General features: G+C 50.2%; 10 protein-coding genes. 5 read left to right on the top strand and 5 right to left on the bottom strand.

Annotated features, from left to right (window positions below; genetic code table 11):
• Positions 1 to 12 precede the first annotated feature (12 nt).
• From GCWU000325_RS09250 to GCWU000325_RS09235, 4 genes are all read left to right on the top strand, one after another.
• Complete coding sequence (locus tag GCWU000325_RS09250; protein ID WP_006256266.1) at positions 13 to 708, top strand: ribonuclease H1 domain-containing protein; 696 nt, start codon at positions 13 to 15, stop codon at positions 706 to 708.
• 131 nt (positions 709 to 839) lie between these two features.
• Positions 840 to 2,678, top strand: a complete 1,839-nt coding sequence (locus GCWU000325_RS09245; protein WP_006256265.1) for an ABC transporter ATP-binding protein — start codon at positions 840 to 842, stop codon at positions 2,676 to 2,678.
• Between the two features lie 8 nt (positions 2,679 to 2,686).
• Positions 2,687 to 3,694: an NAD-dependent epimerase/dehydratase family protein gene (locus GCWU000325_RS09240; RefSeq protein ID WP_006256264.1), complete on the top strand. Its 1,008-nt coding sequence runs from the start codon at positions 2,687 to 2,689 to the stop codon at positions 3,692 to 3,694.
• A 372-nt stretch (positions 3,695 to 4,066) separates the two neighbouring features.
• Complete coding sequence (locus GCWU000325_RS09235) at positions 4,067 to 5,302, top strand: C10 family peptidase (protein WP_006256263.1); 1,236 nt, start codon at positions 4,067 to 4,069, stop codon at positions 5,300 to 5,302.
• A gap of 2,524 nt (positions 5,303 to 7,826) precedes the next feature.
• Here GCWU000325_RS09235 and GCWU000325_RS09230 read toward each other — a convergent pair.
• The 5 genes from GCWU000325_RS09230 to GCWU000325_RS09210 form a co-directional block, all read right to left on the bottom strand.
• Positions 7,827 to 8,666, bottom strand: coding sequence for a CvfB family protein (locus tag GCWU000325_RS09230; RefSeq protein ID WP_006256256.1), 840 nt, complete (start codon positions 8,664 to 8,666; stop codon positions 7,827 to 7,829).
• Positions 8,659 to 9,312 carry an ABC transporter ATP-binding protein gene (locus GCWU000325_RS09225; RefSeq protein ID WP_006256255.1) on the bottom strand — a complete coding sequence of 218 codons (654 nt, stop codon included), beginning with the start codon at positions 9,310 to 9,312 and terminating at the stop codon, positions 8,659 to 8,661. The genes GCWU000325_RS09230 and GCWU000325_RS09225 overlap by 8 nt, the downstream gene beginning before the upstream one ends.
• A 110-nt stretch (positions 9,313 to 9,422) precedes the next feature.
• Positions 9,423 to 11,918: a replication restart helicase PriA gene (gene priA / locus GCWU000325_RS09220; protein ID WP_006256254.1), complete on the bottom strand. Its 2,496-nt coding sequence runs from the start codon at positions 11,916 to 11,918 to the stop codon at positions 9,423 to 9,425.
• Between the two features lie 158 nt (positions 11,919 to 12,076).
• On the bottom strand, positions 12,077 to 13,327 hold the full coding sequence (locus GCWU000325_RS09215; RefSeq protein WP_006256252.1) for a hypothetical protein: 1,251 nt from the start codon (positions 13,325 to 13,327) through the stop codon (positions 12,077 to 12,079).
• A 978-nt stretch (positions 13,328 to 14,305) separates the two neighbouring features.
• The gene (locus GCWU000325_RS09210; protein WP_040599786.1) at positions 14,306 to 16,342 is read right to left on the bottom strand and encodes a protein-disulfide reductase DsbD family protein; all 2,037 of its coding nucleotides are present in this window, start codon (positions 16,340 to 16,342) and stop codon (positions 14,306 to 14,308) included.
• Between the two features lie 509 nt (positions 16,343 to 16,851).
• On the opposite strand from GCWU000325_RS09210, the gene GCWU000325_RS09205 reads away from it, so the two are divergent.
• A complete protein-coding gene (locus tag GCWU000325_RS09205) occupies positions 16,852 to 17,439 on the top strand; it encodes a hypothetical protein (protein ID WP_006256247.1) in 588 nt (195 codons plus the stop codon).
• Positions 17,440 to 17,643: the final 204 nt, after the last annotated feature.

Below are 17,643 nucleotides of genomic sequence, written 5' to 3'. Positions count from 1 at the left end.
GCGCCGCAACGGATGAAGAGTAAGTTTTACGTCGTTTGGCAAGGCAAAGTGCCGGGCATTTATACCAATTGGGCCGACTGCCAGGCGCAGGTAAGCGGTTTCGGCGCTGCGCGCTACAAAGCTTTCGCCACGCGTCAAGAGGCGGAGACGGCTTTTGCGGCCGGTCCGGAGGCTTATATTGCGCCGCGCCGCCCCAAAGCCGGCGACGGTGTGAAGACAACGAAACCCGGCATGCGCGGAAAAGCCAACGAGCCACTCAATCCGCCCGACTATCGCCACGATACGGTTCTTCCCCTCCCGCCGGAGGTGGAAGCTAATGTGTGGGCCGTAGACGCAGCCTGCTCCGGCAATCCCGGGAAGATGGAATATCGCGGCGTCGACTTGCGAACGGGCGCGGAAGTCTTCCATTTCGGCCCGATCTTCGGCACAAACAACATCGGAGAGTTCTTGGCCATCGTCCACGCCTTGGCTTTGCTCGAGCAGCGGGGCGAAACATTGACCATTTACTCGGATAGTCGCAATGCGCAGTTGTGGATTCGACAGCGCCGGTGCAAGACTAAATTAGCGCGCAACGCAAAAACAGAGGCCGTCTACACGTATATTGAACGCGCCGAGCGTTGGCTGCAAACACACTCCTTTACAAACAAAATTCGGAAATGGAAAACGGATGAGTGGGGCGAGATTCCGGCCGACTTCGGTCGAAAATAAAGCCGCCTCTTCCATACATTATATATAATAGGACACATTAAGCCGCTCCCCCAACCCACACTCCGCCGCCAAGCGGAAGTTTGGCGGACAAAAGGCGGCTAATATCGTCTCTCGTTGCTCAAACTCACGATATGAAAGATTTCTTTCGCCTCCTGCTTCACTACGTAGCGCCTTACAAACGCTATCTTTTCGGCTCGCTGCTTTTTAATTTGCTTTCGGCCGTACTCAATGTCTTCTCCTTCTTGTCGCTGATGCCGATGCTGAAGATCTTGTTTCGATTAGACACAACCCGGTACACTTTCATACCGTGGGACACGCCGGACACGAGCTTCAAAGATATTCTTCTCAACAACTTATATTACTACACGACCGACCTGATTCACGTCTACGGCGCCTCTACCGCCCTCCTCTTCATCGGCCTCTTTCTCATCACGGCCACGCTGCTAAAGACGAGTTGCTATTTCGCCTCCGTCGGCATAATGGTTCCGATGCGCACGGGCATTGTTCGCGACATCCGCAGCAGCGTTTACCACAAGATTGTCAGTCTGCCGCTCTCCTTCTTCTCTGATGAGCGCAAAGGAGATATTATGGCGCGCATGAGCGGCGACGTTAACGAGATCGAAAACTCTATAACGGGTTCGCTGGATATGTTGATCAAGAACCCCATTCTCCTCTTCTGCTATTTCGGCGTCCTGATTTATACGAGTTGGGAGCTCACGCTTTTTACGCTCATCGTCCTGCCGATTATGGGGTGGGTAATGGGCAAGATCGGGCGCAAACTTAAACACAAATCGCTCGATGCACAGAACAAGTGGAGCGATACGATGGCCCAACTCGAAGAGACTTTGGGCGGCATGCGTATTATTAAGGCTTTCACAGCTGAGAAAAAGATGTGCGAACGCTTTGATCGCAGCACCAACGAATTTCGGCGGGCGTCCAACAAGGTCAACATTCGCCAATCGTCCGCCCATCCGGTAAGCGAGTTCTTAGGAACGGTACTCATCGTTACCGTACTTTGGTATGGCGGCACTTTGATTTTGGATGGCAATAATCCGCCCATCGACGCGCCGACGTTTATCTTTTATATGGTCATTCTCTACTCCATCATTCAGCCCCTCAAAGATTTATCGAAGGCGGCTTACAACATCCCCAAGGGAATGGCCAGTGTCGTCCGCGTCAACAAGATACTGCATGCGGAAGACCATATTACCGAGCGCCCAAATCCTGCGTCAATTGAGCATCTCACCGACGAAATACGCTTCAACGACGTATCTTTCGGCTACAACGACCACGCCACCGTCCTCCACCATATCAATATGACCGTCAAGCGCGGGCGCACCATCGCCATCGTCGGGCAGAGCGGCTCGGGCAAGTCTACTTTGGTCGATTTACTCCCGCGCTTCCACGACGTGAGCGCAGGCAGCGTCACGATCGATGGAAAAGACGTTCGCGACCTCAAGATTGCCGACCTGCGGGGCTTGATTGGCAACGTCAATCAAGAGGCAATTCTCTTCAACGACTCTTTTTTCAACAACATTGCCTTTGGTGTAACCAACGCCACGCGCGAAGAAGTGATGGCCGCCGCCAAGATTGCCAACGCCCACGACTTTATTATGGAGAGCGAACAAGGCTACGACACGCCCGTAGGCGACCGCGGCTGCCGACTTTCGGGCGGTCAGCGGCAGCGCATATCCATTGCGCGGGCCATTTTGAAAAACCCTGACATCCTCATCCTTGACGAAGCGACCTCTGCCCTCGACACGGAGAGCGAGCGACTCGTACAAGAGGCTTTGGAGCACTTGATGAAGACGCGCACGACCATCGCTATCGCGCACCGACTCTCGACCATCCGCAACGCCGATGAAATTTACGTGCTCCACGAAGGGCGCGTCGTCGAGCAGGGCTCGCACGAAGAACTCCTCGCGCTCAACGGCCAGTACAAACGGCTCAATGATATGCAACAATTATAGATCGGGCTATGAAGAAGATTATCATTACAGGTGCCAACGGCTTTGTCGGCAGTTTTGCAGTCGAACAGGCGCTTGCCGACGGCTATGAAGTCTGGGCCGCCGTTCGCCGTGGCGCTGACTTGCGCTACCTTACGGATGAGCGCATCCACCTACTCTACCTCGATTATGCGAATGAGGAAGGCATGCGGCAAATCTTTTCTGATCTGCTGCGCACGGAAGGACCGCTCGATGGCGTTATCCATTGCGCCGGGGCCACGAAATGCCGCCATTTAACCGATTTCAAACGCATCAACACAGAATATACGGAGCGCCTCGCGCGCCTTTTGGTCGAAACGGGCCTGCTCCGCGGGCGCTTTGTCTACGTTAGTTCGCTGAGCGTCTTCGGCCCGATCCACGAAGACGATAATCGCCCCTACACCGCGCAAGATACGCCGCACCCCAATACGGCTTACGGCCGCAGCAAGTTGGACGCCGAAGCCTTATTGCCCACTATTGCCGGCTTAGACTACATTATCCTGCGCCCAACGGGCGTTTACGGGCCGCGCGAGCACGACTATTACAAGATGGCGAAAAGCATTGCGATGGGGATCGACTTCGCCGTGGGCTTCAAGCCGCAGACCATCACCTTCATCTACGTGAAAGATCTCGCCGCGGCTGCCTTGGCCGCTTTGGAATATGGGCAGACGGGCGCAGCCTACAACCTTTCCGACGGCTGCGACTACAATAGTCGCGACTATTCCGAGCTGCTGCAAAAGGAGATCGGGGCAAAGAGCGTCCTCCATCTGAAAGCGCCGCTCTGGGTGCTGAAGGCGGCGTGCTTCGTCAGCGAAACGGTAGCAGGATTTTCAGGAAAGGCGGCCACGCTCAACGGCGATAAATATCGCATCTTGCGGCAACGCAATTGGCGCTGCGACATTCGACCCGCGCAGGACGAACTCCATTACCGCCCGCAATATACTTTGGCGCAGGGGGTCAAGGAAACGGTCAGCTGGTACTTGGAAAACGGCTGGCTCTGACGTACTGCCGACTCTCCGCCTGTGGAAATAGTTCTCCGATATTATATTATTGTGTAACCAATACCCGACTTTGCACCCACCCAATGCGCAAAGCCGTAGTTCCTATTGAACCGTTACACAGTAAACTGCGAATTTTGACGGACTTTCTGTTTTATCGATGCAGCAATATTACGAAAAAAACTTAACGAAGGGGAGAAAATGCTGTCAAAATCAAAATATTCATTGAAAATCCGGTGAATATAGAGCGGTTAGCCCTATATTTGCGAATACATAGTTGAGGCAGAGCACGATGCCTTGTCTGTTTTCCGTCTCTTGGCGGCTTAAAAACTCGGTCGATTACCATTTATTGCAACCAAACTCAAATAATCTGATATGAAAAAGTTCATTTTGTTTTCAGCCTGCTTGTTTTTGCTCTCCGCCTGTAACAACGACAAGCCCGATGCGCCTGAGATTCAGGAAAATCCGATCTTTAAGGTAAGTATGCAAGACATACAAAAGGCTGTCCGCGACGCATTAGACAATCCCATCAACGGAATGCCAAACTTCGACGTCCCGGTAATCGACGCCATAGATTCAATACAGGCCGATTACCGTCCGGCACAAAGCACAGAAAAGACGCATTATCGGAAAACGCTCTTGTATTTTGTCAAGTTGGTCAAAGGGCCTACGGTTATGGTGGGCGCAGATAAGCGAGCCGAACCTATTTACGGAATCCTCCCTGATGCAGACCTGAAGTTTGGCAAGGGAAAACTGCTTGCACAAGACCAACTCCAAGCCCCCTGCCGCCTTATGATTGGCGCAGCAGCTGCTTCTGCCCTCTGCGCAGTAGAGACTACAACGACCCCTAATCCGCGCTGGGCTTTACTACAGACGGAGAAAGGGAGAAACATGGCCGGATGGCAAATGACCAAGTGCCCGGTTGTCTGGGGGCAAGGTTATCCTTTGAATCTCCTCTCTCCATCTTCCGAAGGACCTTATGCGGATCGCGGAAAAGCCGCAGCCGGTAGCGTGCCAGTCGCGCTCGCACAAACACTGACGGTATTCAAGAAAGATTTTTCCGTGTTCTATGGTTACAACCTCAAAACTTCGTGGGCGAAGCTGAGAAACCGTACATCAAACACCTCTTTCACAGCCGGCGACGAGCAAAACGACATAGCAGTCATCGTAAACTACATCGGTATAAGCATTGGGCAGGTTTATAACAAAGACGGATCTGCAACAGCAACGCTACGCCGAGGTTTAGACTTCCTCTCTGACTATCTCGGACGCTCCTTAGGTTATGATCAGAACTGGAACAATGTAAGCCGAAACATGAAGGCCAACAGCCACGGCATCACCCTCTTATCTGTCGGTGAGCAGAACAATGATGCGCTTTGGAAGAGACTGGGAATCGAGCGGCCAAAGTCTTCAGAAATTTGCCTCCTGTTAGATGGCTTTGAACAGAAAAACGGGGCTACGCTCTTCTATGTCAACTCGGGCTGCGGCGAAAAAGCCAACGGCTACTACTTATACGACGATAAAATCTGGCAGGAAGTGGCCCGCAGCCCCTATAGCCTGAATATGAAGGTCTACAACCTGTACACGACTACAGACTACGATGAATTTTGATGTCTGCGCCGCGGCGTGCATCGCCGAAATAAAGCCGGAAGTCCCGCCGAACACATGTTTGGCAGGACTTTCGGCATGTTGCGGGGCTCGACGCTACATTCTCTTTCCGTTTTTCTCATTCACAGAAAAAAATACTCCACTTATGCGCCGTCCGGCCTCACCATCAGCCGTCTTGCTATCATTGATGAAAAAACATACTCAGAAAAAGGCAAGACAGCATCTGGTATCATTCAGCTTATATCTTGATTTTTAATAATTTGAGACAACGACCATCGTCCTGAAATCTCATTTACTCGAATTATCCTCACGATAAAAAAGGTCTACGCTCGTGAGAAAAAGAGCTTCACCTCACGATAAAAAAGGTGTACGCTCACGAGCGGAAACGAGATCGTCCAATCGTTGGGCGTCTAACATTACATATGAACAACTACGAATCAAGGCGCGCAGTGGTCGCTTATGGAATGTCCGTGGATGAGCAACCGCACTTGGTCCGAATTATTGCGTAGCTACTATATCCAAAACCCATTTTTCGGTCTTACAGGCCAACCCGCTTTCGCCATATATTAAAATGGATAAAGCGCCTGTAAGTCGGACTATCCAATGCGTTTTTCTTGGTCAAAACTGCGCCTATCTTGAGTTGACAAAGTTGGCCCTATCTTCGGCAATTTGTTTGACAAAACCGCCCAAAAATAGATGTTTTAGCACGAAGCGAACGAGCCAAAGCGCGCCATAAAGGCTCGAAATATTTCCAATTAGTAACTTGATGAGCCGTATTAAGTCAAGGAAAGCGCTCTTTTAGGACGCTATTGTCAATTCTTTTCTGCTTAGTTGCAAAAAAATACTTATTTTGCGCAGATTGGTCAGATTTTCCGATATTAAATTTGGTAGTTCATTCTTCTTTCTATTAATTTTGCCGGTGCAAACAGAAGTGGAGCACGCCTCTTGCAGGCAAGCCCCTCTTCCGAAAGGGAGACAGACGATATAGAGAATGATACGCTACGTATGTGGAGCATGTTGTTGTGACGCTCTTTTCGCTTGATTTCTGCCCGAACGGATTTTGGAAATGTGTGCGCTGAATCTGATCACGGCCGAAAAGGAGAAAGCAATGTGAGATCGAGACCGACTCGTAGAAGCTCCGGACTTTTCTTTGAACTATGTAGGAAAAACACGTGAAGCCATGTGGGTCTGAGGCTTTTGTTTTGAGCACTATGATAAGGAAAAATAGTCGAATTGTGGCGAAATGATGTGCGTCATTGCTGCGCACAAGATAAAGGAGTATATCGTTGCGCTCTTTTGAGACCACAGGGCCTCATTGGGCTCTCCCCCGCTTGACTTTGCTGCTCGACAATGGCCGCGCGGCCTTCTAATAAGAAGCTTGATTTATTGAACATATAACCGGTGACAAACGGCCATCGGATGCAGGAAAAAGTTAATTCCCTTTTGAAGTCCTTACCCAAACGTGAGTGAGGGAAAACTTTTTTGCGTCAGATAGCTGTCGGGGCTTCATTTGCAGATCTATGAACCGGTTAGTGCGTAGGTGCGACTTCGCAACTATGTCACAAAGGAAAAGGCGTGACCATCCGCCCCGAGTTCTTTGGCGAACTCACACAGGACTTCACGTGCACTACCCGCAAGTGCCGTCGCCATCCTCGGGCGGATTGGACACGCGCCTCTTTCCATTGTACTCGCAGGCCGATCGTCGAAATTTCCGCTGCACGCGCAGACAAATCGACGCGAGCTGCTCCTTCTTTTAATGTGCCTATTGATTATCAGGCAATAAGCATTCCAAACACAAAATCAAAAGATATAAAACGACGAATGTGCAAGTTTTAACCGGCTTGCACTTCGTTTCTTTTGCCGTCAAGCACCGGGCATTTCCACCTATGTTTTCACCAAACAAATGAGGAATAAAATTGACGGATACGACGCGCTAACAAAACCAAACAAAGCATTTTTTACGCCTATTTTTCGCACAAAATTTCCTTTTCCGGCAAACGCGCGAAGCCAACTGAAAGTGCAGTAAATCAATTGTATTTGAAAGATTATTCATCATCGTGCAGCGCAAGGTAAACAGTTTCTGTAAAGAAAAGGAACTACTTTTACCGGTTTTTACCCTAAGCGATCGCCGCCGCCTTTTTCGCGGCGCAATTCGCACGTCAAGGCGCACGCCACAAGGGCAGCCCGACGGTTTTTCCACCCCGCTTACGACGCTTTCGGGGCTCGCTGCGCGCAAACGCCTCTGCTGACGCCAAGCATCTGACACTTCGCCGCACCATAAGGGATTGTGAGGGAGAGGGGACAAACTTTTACCCTTGAAAGCCCGCTCCGCAGCGTTCGGATGAAATTGGAAATAAAAACGACCTCAACCCGTCTCTCGACGAGTTGAGGTCTCACAGAACTTATATAGAGATGAAAAAACTATTATTTCGTAAGTAGGGACTTCGCCCCTTCTGCTTGCAAAGATAAAACGAGATTTCGAGAGTTACAAACTTTTTCAAAAAAAAGATTGCCGAAGAAGAAAAAATTATTGATAAATCAGAACAATTTTTTCGTCAGACAGACGAATCAATCTTTGACGATAAAGTGTGCCCAAAGCGCGCTTAAAAGTCTTTTTACTCACGCCAAAGCGCTCCGCAATCGCTTCAGCCGAACTCCGATCTGAAAAGGGCAATTCTCCACCCGCAGCCTTGAGCTCTTCGAGCAAGGTTTCAGAAAAATCTCGAAAGCGATTCGCACCAATACGTTGCAACGAAACATCGAGTTTGCCGTCTTCGCGCACCGTTACAACGGTCCCGCTGCATCGGTCGCCAATGTGGATCGGCTCAAAAATCTGATTGTCGTAGATCATACCATCGACTTTGTTGTCGACAATCACCTTGTAGCCAATGGGCGTCTTGCGCCAGATGAGTAATTCTACCTCCTGACCGCGATGAAAGTCTTCCGGTGTGGCCGACTTTAGGTGACGTTCAACCTTCGCCGTGGCAATTAGGCGTTGCGTTTCCTCATCGATGCGTACATAAACTATGTAGGAACGCCCGCGCTCCATGCGCATTCGTTGCTCGCGGAAAGGCACAAAGAGGTCTTTCATCAAGCCCCAATCTAAAAAAGCGCCGTGCTCGTTGGTCCAAGCTACACGCAAAAAGGCAAAATCGCCAACGCGAGCAAGCGGCGTTTCTAAGGTGGCAACCAAACGCTCTTGCTGATCTAAGCAGATAAAAGCCGTCACTTCATCGTTGGGCCGCATTTCTCGCTCCACATAAGTCTTCGGCAGAAGAATCTCCCCAACTTCTCCGCCGTCCAAATAAGCTCCGTGGTCGGTAAAGCGTATGATGCGCAGCGTATTGTAATCTCCTAACTTAATCATCTATCTTTCCATCTTTTAAATGAATCGTTCTATCGGTCGTTGCGGCAAGTTCTTCGTCGTGCGTCACAATAATAAATGTCTGGCCCAACTGGTCGCGCAAGTTGAAAAAGAGTTTGTGCAACTCCGCCTTGTTTCGGCTATCCAAACTTCCGGACGGCTCGTCGGCTAAAATAACATCAGGCTCATTCATCAAAGCCCGCGCCACCGCCACGCGTTGTTGCTCACCGCCCGAAAGCTCCGACGGCTTATGGTGTGAGCGCTCGGAAAGACCAAGAAAGTTGAGCAGTTCGGCTGCCCGCTCGCGCGCTTTCTTTTCTGACTTGCGCGCAATGAGTGCCGGAATGAACACGTTCTCCAAAGCCGTGAACTCCGGAAGCAATTGGTGAAATTGGAAGATGAAACCTATATGTTCGTTGCGAAAACGCGCCAGCGCCTTTTTGCCAAGTGCGGACAAATCGGTTCCATTAAAAAGAATCGAACCCGCATCGGGGCGATAAAGCGTGCCCAAGACCTGCAAAAGGGTTGTCTTTCCGGCACCACTGGGCCCCACAATGCTGATTACTTCTCGCTTATTGACGCTTAAATCAATGCCTTTCAGCACCTCCAAATCGCCAAATGATTTGCGGATTCCTTGTAATTCGATCATAAACAAAAAGATTCTGCGGCGAAGTTACTTATTTTTCCGTTAGCTGCCCCGCTTGCAGCGCTTGTAGTTGTGCATCTTGGAAGGCGAAAACGTTTTTTCAGAAAATAAAATCACAACGGGTCGACATCAAAATACACATTCACACCCCGAAAAGCGGCTTGCGAAAGCAGCAGATCGCGAGCAGCGAGCAGCGTACGGCGTACACCGCTGATCGGATACGAAACGGGCACCTTAATCATCAAACGCCGAATAAACTGCAACTGCACGCGGCCCACCGGCGGCCGATCCGGCCCCAACAAATGCTCGCCAAAGGCCGCGCGGAGCGAATTTGTAAACGCCTCGGCCGCATGTGCCACCACCGCCTCTTGGCGATGTTTGAAGCAGACAATTATCAAGCGCGCGAAGGGCGGATAATCAAAGGCCTCCCGCTCGGCCAACTGCTCCCGATACATTGCTTTGTAGTCGTGCGTAACCACTTGGTGCATCAAAGAAAGCTCCGGCTGCCGCGTTTGTAGGATTACCAAGCCCCTTTCTTCGCGCCGGCCGGCCCTTCCGGCCACCTGCGTCATCAGTTGGTACGCCCTTTCGTGCGCTCGGAAGTCCGGCGTGCTGAGCAGTTGGTCCGCATTGATAATGCCCACCACGTGCACGCGATCGAAGTCCAAACCTTTCGTCACCATCTGCGTACCTATGAGTACATCCTTCCCGCCTGCGGCAAAATCGGCTATGATTCGCTCATAAGCCGAACGCGTACTCGTCGTGTCCAAGTCCAAACGCGCCGTGCGCGCCTCCGGCAAAATAGCCTTTACGGCCGCTTCAACCTTCTCCGTGCCCAAACCTAAATCGAGCAACTTCTTACTGCCGCAATTGGGGCACTGCGTCGGCACATCATAAGTCTTGCCACAATAATGACAAACAAGCCGTTGCTGCCGCTGATGATAAGTCAGCGCGACATCACAACAAGTGCAGCGCGGCGTCCAGCCGCAAGTGTCGCAGACCAGCACCGGCGCATAGCCGCGGCGATTTTGAAAGAGAATGACCTGCTCCCGCCTTTCGATAGCCCGCGCCATTTCCTCGATCAGTCGCGGCGCAAACGGCGTCTTCATCAACTTCTTTCTGCGCAGTTCGCCCACATCTTCAACAAGAATCTGCGGCATTTGCAAATCGCCGAAGCGCTGATGCAGCTCGACAAGTCCAAACTTCCCTTTCTGCACATTATAATAAGTCTCCACCGCCGGCGTCGCCGTGCCCAGCAACACCTTGGCACCGCAGCGTTGTGCCAAGACGAGCGCCGTATCTCTCGCATGGTAGCGCGGAGCCGGGTCTTGCTGTTTGTAAGAAGCCTCGTGCTCCTCATCAACGATGATTAGTCCAAGATTTTGAAAAGGCAACAACAACGCAGAGCGCACGCCCAGAATCAACGGAAAGGGTTCTGAAGAAAGCTGACGCAGCCACGTTTCTACGCGTTCGTTGTCGGGAAACTTAGAATGGTACACGCCCATTTTATCTCCAAAGACGCGCCCAAGCCGCTGCATCAATTGCGTCGTCAGGGCTATTTCCGGCAAGAGGTAGAGCACTTGTTTACCCTCGGCGAGCACATTTTTAATCAATTCGATATAGACGGCCGTCTTTCCGCTTGAGGTTACGCCGTGGAGCAAGCAAGTATCGCGTTGCGAAAAGACAATTTTGATCTCCGTAAGGGCTTGTTTTTGAAGCGAGGACAACTGAGGTTGTAAACGTTCGGGCAAGGCTTTGAAACTTTTCAATCGGCCTATGGCCACGTCATATTGCTCCAAAATTCCCTTTTTACACAAAGCAGTCAAAGCCGCACCATCATCAGCCGTCCGCTTACGGAGTTCGGCCCGACTCACATCCATCAACAGGGCGGCATTGCGCAAATTGAGCGCTGCCGGAGCGCCCGCCGCATCGAGATAAGCCAAGAGAGCCCGCTGCTGTTTGGGCGCTCGCTTCAGGCTGTCGAGCGCTTCGTTAAGCCGACCTTCATCGAAGAAAGTCGAGGCCAAACGGAGGCGCACTTCTGTCTTTGGCGCGAAGCGGCGGCCCAACTGCTCTTCGACGACAACACAACCGCGTTCGACCAAACGGCGCACGTGGATGAGGATCTCCCCGCAGCCCACCGCTTGTTGCAATTGCTTGATCATCATGGGCTTCGTTTCCGAAAGCGCCGCTAATATTTTTTTCTCTAAAGGTGTACTTTGCGCGTCCTTTTCGCCTGTCGGGGGCATCGTATCATCCCCTCCGTCAGCACGGCATACAAGCGTTTCACTCTGCAACTTCAAACCCGCAGGTAGTGCGGCGGTCATCACCTCGCCAAGCGTACATATATAATAGCCGGCCATCCACTGCCAGAGTCGGAGTTGGCCTTGCGTCACCACCGGAGCGCTATCGGCCACGCCGACCACCTCCTTTAATTTGAATTCGGGCCGACGCTCGTGCACTTGCAACACGATACCCGTGTACAACTTCGTTTGTAGCGGCACGACAACCCTACTCCCCGGCGCGATGGTCGCGGAGAGGGCTTCCGGAATCTGATAAGTCAGCGGATCAGTCAGCTTTCGGGGTAAAATAACATCAGCATATTTCATCCGCCTGCAAAGTTAAACGTTTTTCTGCTATGGAGAAGCGCCGACGGCCTCTCCCTTGCGCTGGATAACCATCAAAACCGGGCATAAAAAGCGAGCATTCAGGACCAACTCGCCATTGCTCCTGAATGCTCACCGCTGCCCTGCTGAAGATTCGGGCTTTATCGCTTCATCATATAGACTTGTCCGCCGCCAATACCTGCGCTTTGCAGGTTAACGCGCTGGTTCAAATTAGAATTATAGATGCTCTGACGGTCAAAATCGCCTTGCGCCGGAGCGCCATTTTCTGATTCTGACGTGTCGATAATTGCACTAGCATCGCCCGTGAAGTCCATTTTAATAGCCTTCCCTTCCGGTGTAGTCCAGTTGCCCTTAAACGTAATCTTATTGTTGGCTACACTGACCGTGATTGTGCCACCGCTAAGCAAGCCGTAAGCATCTGCATAGCCATCGCTCAAGGTTTCATAGAACGAACCTATGGGGTAGTAAGTGCCACTGGCCTTGCGCATCGTACCGCCAATAAACTTACCTTCTTTATACTCAGCTCCGGCCACAGGCATCACTACATCGTAAGTGCCGGCGATAGTATTTATATCCATAGGCACTTGATATTTCGTCAAGAGTACAAGGTTGAGCAGTTCGCCATCGCCCACCACAAATCCTTGGTCGTCTACTTCGCAGTTGAGGAATGCAATCGTATAGTCGCAATATTTACTTGTAGCCTTAACATACTTACCGTTAAACTTCACGGGCACGAAGTTGACATCTTCCGTCACATATTTGTAGCCCGCATTCTTATCTTTATTCACAAACGTGAGTGCTCCGTCATACACAAAGCGCACTTTGCCGTGCGTTTTCAGCGTTCCTTCGAGCACAAGGTGGTAATTGCCATCGCCTTTCTCTTCAACATTCAAGACGCACGTGCTCAACGAATCCAAGAAGCCATCAACCTGACCGGCATCGTTCACTCTATTGGTTTCGATATATATACTCTGCGCTTTCCAGACGCCACTTTGGTTAGCCGATTCTACCAAAGGATACGTACCGGCCGGCAATTTCGCGTGGTCAGCATCCTGCGAAGGCGTAGCAATCACCGTTAATCTGACGTCGTGCTTATTGATTTGCGTAGGCAATCCGCCGGTTGTGAGTTCGCCGTCGCAAAGGTGAAGTGTGTATAGTCCGGCTTGAGTCGTCACCGCACCATAATATAAGTTGTAAGTGTGCGTCACTTTTACATCGGCATAGTAAGAAGCGCTCTCGCCGTTGGCGAAAGTGACGTCTTGAATGTCATTACAGGGAATTTCTTTCAATTCTCCCGATTTCATGAGCACTTTCATCGTCCAGCTGTTTTGGGCTAACGATACCGTGGCGCTGCAAAATGCAACAGTCGCTGCAAGTAAAATCTTTTTCATGCTTTGTTTGTTTTTGTGAGTTTATAATCTAATTGTTCTTTTTACGGAAAAGGCGGCAAGACTTCAGGATTATGTGTCCTCCTGTTTCTCCCTGCTATGCCGTATCGCTGATTTCTAAAAAGCTGACGCTGTATTTATACTCCTCAGATACGTTTCCAAATCTCGCAACGCCTGCATAATAACCTATAAGAACAAGCATCAAGATCAGTCTGTCAAGGGTTCTCTCGCCCACAGCATATTCGACGCTTACAATATTACGTTATTTGTGGGCAAATCTACTAACAAGTAATGATACATTCAAATCTAAAACGTAGAAAAATGATAAAACGTGGGCAATTATTCTACCCTTATGCATTACAGACATAAGACTTAGAGAGAAAAGGGTGGAAATTTGGGAGCTTATAGTCCCATTCTCAAATACCGTAAGTCAAGGTCGTTATTGTTTGGCCCGAGCAAACTATTGTTTGGTACCGGCAAACCATCGTTTGATACCGGCAAACTATCGTTTGGCCCCGCCAAACAATGAGAGAAACAGATGAGGACGGCCGAACATCAACATCTGTCGCACCATAAACCAATAAGAATAAGCAGATTATAAGCCGTTGATGACCAACTGACAGACCTTGCGCGACAGATTAGCAACGCAAGCCGAAAATGCTCAACCGATTTTGACGCCAAACGCCACCTTGATTTGGGCGAAACCCTGCCCGCAGCAGCGGCAAACAAGAGATAGACAAAAAAATATCCCTTGCTTGACGCTGCACAAGAGGCAGGCGCCAACAAGGGAAGATTAGGTTTTTAGAAAGTTAAGTTGTGATCGATGAAAGATCTCTGTCAGTTGAGTTAGGTATAAGTTTATGTCGTAGCCCTTTCAGCGAGGCTGAACAATCAATAGGAGCGGAACGAACGCCTCAGCGCCCGCCGGCATCAACGTCAAAACAAAGTGCCGCGAAACCTGAGCTTCGCGGCACCTATACTTTATTTTGCTTTGTAACGATCTATACCTTCTTTGAGGAATTTCACGTAGCCGTCAATATCTTCCTTATAACTGAAGGTGTGATTCAAGGGGTTACCTTCATTATCTACGGGGACGTAGAGCGGCTGCTGGTTGGAACCGAATTTGTGTCGTTGCAAGTAGCTCCACTTATCGCCAACGGTGCGCAGCGTTGTAGTCTTGCCGTCTTCTTGCACCTCTACGTTCTCCGGAAGCGGTGCTTTCTCGTCGACATAGAGAGAGATGAGGACGTAATCTTTCATCAAAAGGTCGCGCACTTTAGGATCGTGCCATACGGCAAGCTCCATCTTACGGCAGTTGACGCAACCGTGGCCGGTGAAGTCTAACAGTACGGGTTTGTTAACCGACTTCGCGTAAGCCATACCGGCATCATAATCGCGGAATTTTGCTTCGACCTTAACCGGATCAAGGTTGAAATCTTGCGTAGATATGGGCGGAGAGAATGCACTCACGGCCTTACACGGCGCACCCCAAAGGCCGGGCACCATATACACGGCAAAAGCAAACGAAATGACACCCATAAAGAAGCGCGTCACGCCCGTATGGTCCTCAACATCGTCGTGGGGGAAACGCAACCAACCGAAGAGGTAGCAACCCAGCGCTGCGAAGAGGATGATCCACAAGCTGAGGAATACTTCGCGGTCCAGAATATGCCAGCCGTAAGCCAAATCGGCCACGGAAAGGAACTTCAAGGCGAAAGCAATCTCGACAAAACCTAAGACTACCTTGATCATGTTCATCCAGCTTCCGCTCTTCGGCGCTTTCTTCATCATCGTGGGGAAGAGAGCAAAGAGCGTAAACGGCAATGCTAAAGCCAAGGCGAAACCTACCATACCTACGGCCGGCGCCATTGCGCTACCGGTAGAGGTAGATGCTTCAACGAGGAGGAAACCTACGATCGGTGCGGTGCAAGAGAAAGAGACCAGCGTGAGCGTGAAGGCCATCAGGAAGATGCCTAAAAGGCCTGCGGTGCTGGAAGCCTTAGAATCAACGGCGTTGTTCCACTTGGAGGGGAGGGTAATCTCGAAGCCGCCCAAGAAACTTGCACCGAAGATGAGAAGCATCAGGCAGAAAATGATGTTGAAGACGGCATTTGTCGACAAACTATTCAGCGCACTTGCTCCGAAAAGTCCGGATATGACGAGTCCCAACGTGACATAGATCACGACAATGCTGATACCATATATAATAGCTTCGCGCACGGCTTTGCGACGATCGTCGCTGCGATGCAGGAAGAAGGATACAGTCATCGGGATAATCGGCCAAACGCAGGGCGTAAACAGCGTAACAATACCGCCCAATATACCCATCAAGAAGATATAAAAGAGACTGCGACCTGCCGTAGAGGAAGCGTTGCCATACTTCTGAAGTTGGTCGATGACGGGCGTGTACCATTTCGCCACGGTAGCGCTATCCGCCTGCGGAACATCGACAGCAGCGGCCGGAGCACCTTCAGCGTTCTCCTCCGTTGCGGCCGGAGCGGCAGCCGCCGTATCTTTAGGCTGGCCTTCCTTGTCGGCCACGGCTTGTGCTGCGTCTGCGGCAGCACCGGTCGGGCCGTCCTTACCCGCTACCTTGCACTCAACAGTCATTGGCGGGAGGCAGTTTTGATCATTGCAGGCACCATACTTCAAGTAAGCCTTAAGTTGGTAATCCTGTTTCGTGAGTTTAACACGCTGTGTAAACGTACAAGTGTTCTCAAAATAAGAGACCGGCATGTCGAAGATCTCATCTTGTACGTTTTTAACGCCCGGTCCGGGCTTCAATTTGCCTATCGGCTCTGCGCCGTCGGCCTTATCGACGCCGAAACTGGCGCGCGTGGGACCGCCTTCGCCGATATTCGTCGAGTAAACGTGCCAACCCTTTGCAATGGTGGCTTTAAAGATGACATCCACTTCAGTCGGGTTGACCCGCTTGTAGGATACGGAAAAATTAACTTGCGCCTTCGCCGCCGTAGCGACTAAAAGCACCAGCGTCAGAAGGGTGAAGAACTTCTTCATGGCAGCTTGTATCATGTTTTTAAGTTGACAATATGGGCGCAAATATACGTTTTTTTTCTGAGCGACAAAGCCCTAAAAGCTCTTTTCGTATGATGAAATTCGCAAATTTATGGGCCTTACCCACCTGAAAAGCCGCTCAAAGGGCTGCAATTCTCTCTTTGTGGCGATATTTTAGTTGATTCAGACTCCCTAAAATTGGCCTTATTGTACCTTTTTTCGCTTAGTTATGAGAAACAACTTTAAAAGCACCATTGTCAAACCGTTTATTGATAAAAGAAAGAGAAATTACGCACTGTAAGAGCTGAGATTATTCGAACAAAATGTGCAACTTTGTAAGTTAAAAGCGTATTACTACGCAATGTTTCCTCGATAGAGAGAGGTCTATCCCTCTCCTAAAGGTATGGAATGGAGGCTTGAGGAGTACTCGTTGCCGACAAATGGAGAAAAAGCTCATCTCCGGTTACACATATATAAAATAAAGGAGTAAACCTATCCTAAAAGGGCGCTTTATGAATAAGCTTTCGTATGCACTTATGCGTTGTTACGTTTGGCTGTGCCGCTTCCGGCACCGCCGAGGCTACGGGATTCATTCGCCGTTTGCCTTTGGGCTTGTTACGAAAGTTTTTTACGAGCGAGGGACTTTCTATGCCTATGCACCTTTGCGTAAGATGCGCCGCCAAATAGCACACGACACAACGGAGCGAGGCGACCGCTTGATGCTGCGGATCATCAATGCGTTTCAACCGGCTGATTGCTTCATCGGAGGCGAGCGAACGCAACTCACGACGCACTACCTTCGCGCGGGAAAACCATCGTGCAGATTTTGGCCGCTCGAAAGTTTGGACGAGGCGGAAGGACTCGATATGTTGTATCTCGATATGCCTGATTGGGAGCAATGGGCTACCAAAGCGCTGGCAAAGATGAGAGATAAAGGTTGTATCATAGTAAGAGGTATTCACCGCAATGCACGTATGCTGAAAGCATGGCAGCGACTGACGAAGCAGGAAGTCGTCCGAGTGAGTTTCGATCTCTATGATTATGGAGTCGCTTGCTTTCGCCAAGATTTGCACAAGCAAGATTATATCATCTGTTTTTAGCCTGCCATCGCTAAAAACCCCAATTCAGAATAAACAACGCCTGTTTTCACCTTAAAACAGTTTCAACAAAATCCCCAAAGAGGATTATCTTTCATGAATTTATGGTTGATAATCAATCAAGTTAAGGAAAAACTATCCTCATGAAACTTGTCAGCAAATTTACTGACTGTTATCGTTTATCCGACCATAAGGAATCGCAAGCGT

This window comes from Alloprevotella tannerae ATCC 51259, assembly GCF_000159995.1.
GTDB lineage: Bacteria > Bacteroidota > Bacteroidia > Bacteroidales > Bacteroidaceae > Alloprevotella > Alloprevotella tannerae.
The sequence above is the reverse complement of the archived record's forward strand: the minus strand, read 5'-3'. Positions and strand labels throughout refer to the sequence as shown.

What these genes read in the sequence shown, in the direction of transcription:
- priA (WP_006256254.1), bottom strand. Translation starts at nt 11,918, where the DNA reads ATGAAATATGCTGATGTTATTTTACCCCGAAAGCTGACTGATCCGCTG.
- GCWU000325_RS09240 (WP_006256264.1), top strand. Translation starts at nt 2,687, where the DNA reads ATGAAGAAGATTATCATTACAGGTGCCAACGGCTTTGTCGGCAGTTTT.
- GCWU000325_RS09235 (WP_006256263.1), top strand. Translation starts at nt 4,067, where the DNA reads ATGAAAAAGTTCATTTTGTTTTCAGCCTGCTTGTTTTTGCTCTCCGCC.
- GCWU000325_RS09230 (WP_006256256.1), bottom strand. Translation starts at nt 8,666, where the DNA reads ATGATTAAGTTAGGAGATTACAATACGCTGCGCATCATACGCTTTACC.
- GCWU000325_RS09215 (WP_006256252.1), bottom strand. Translation starts at nt 13,327, where the DNA reads ATGAAAAAGATTTTACTTGCAGCGACTGTTGCATTTTGCAGCGCCACG.
- GCWU000325_RS09250 (WP_006256266.1), top strand. Translation starts at nt 13, where the DNA reads ATGAAGAGTAAGTTTTACGTCGTTTGGCAAGGCAAAGTGCCGGGCATT.
- GCWU000325_RS09205 (WP_006256247.1), top strand. Translation starts at nt 16,852, where the DNA reads ATGAATAAGCTTTCGTATGCACTTATGCGTTGTTACGTTTGGCTGTGC.
- GCWU000325_RS09210 (WP_040599786.1), bottom strand. Translation starts at nt 16,342, where the DNA reads ATGAAGAAGTTCTTCACCCTTCTGACGCTGGTGCTTTTAGTCGCTACG.
- GCWU000325_RS09245 (WP_006256265.1), top strand. Translation starts at nt 840, where the DNA reads ATGAAAGATTTCTTTCGCCTCCTGCTTCACTACGTAGCGCCTTACAAA.
- GCWU000325_RS09225 (WP_006256255.1), bottom strand. Translation starts at nt 9,312, where the DNA reads ATGATCGAATTACAAGGAATCCGCAAATCATTTGGCGATTTGGAGGTG.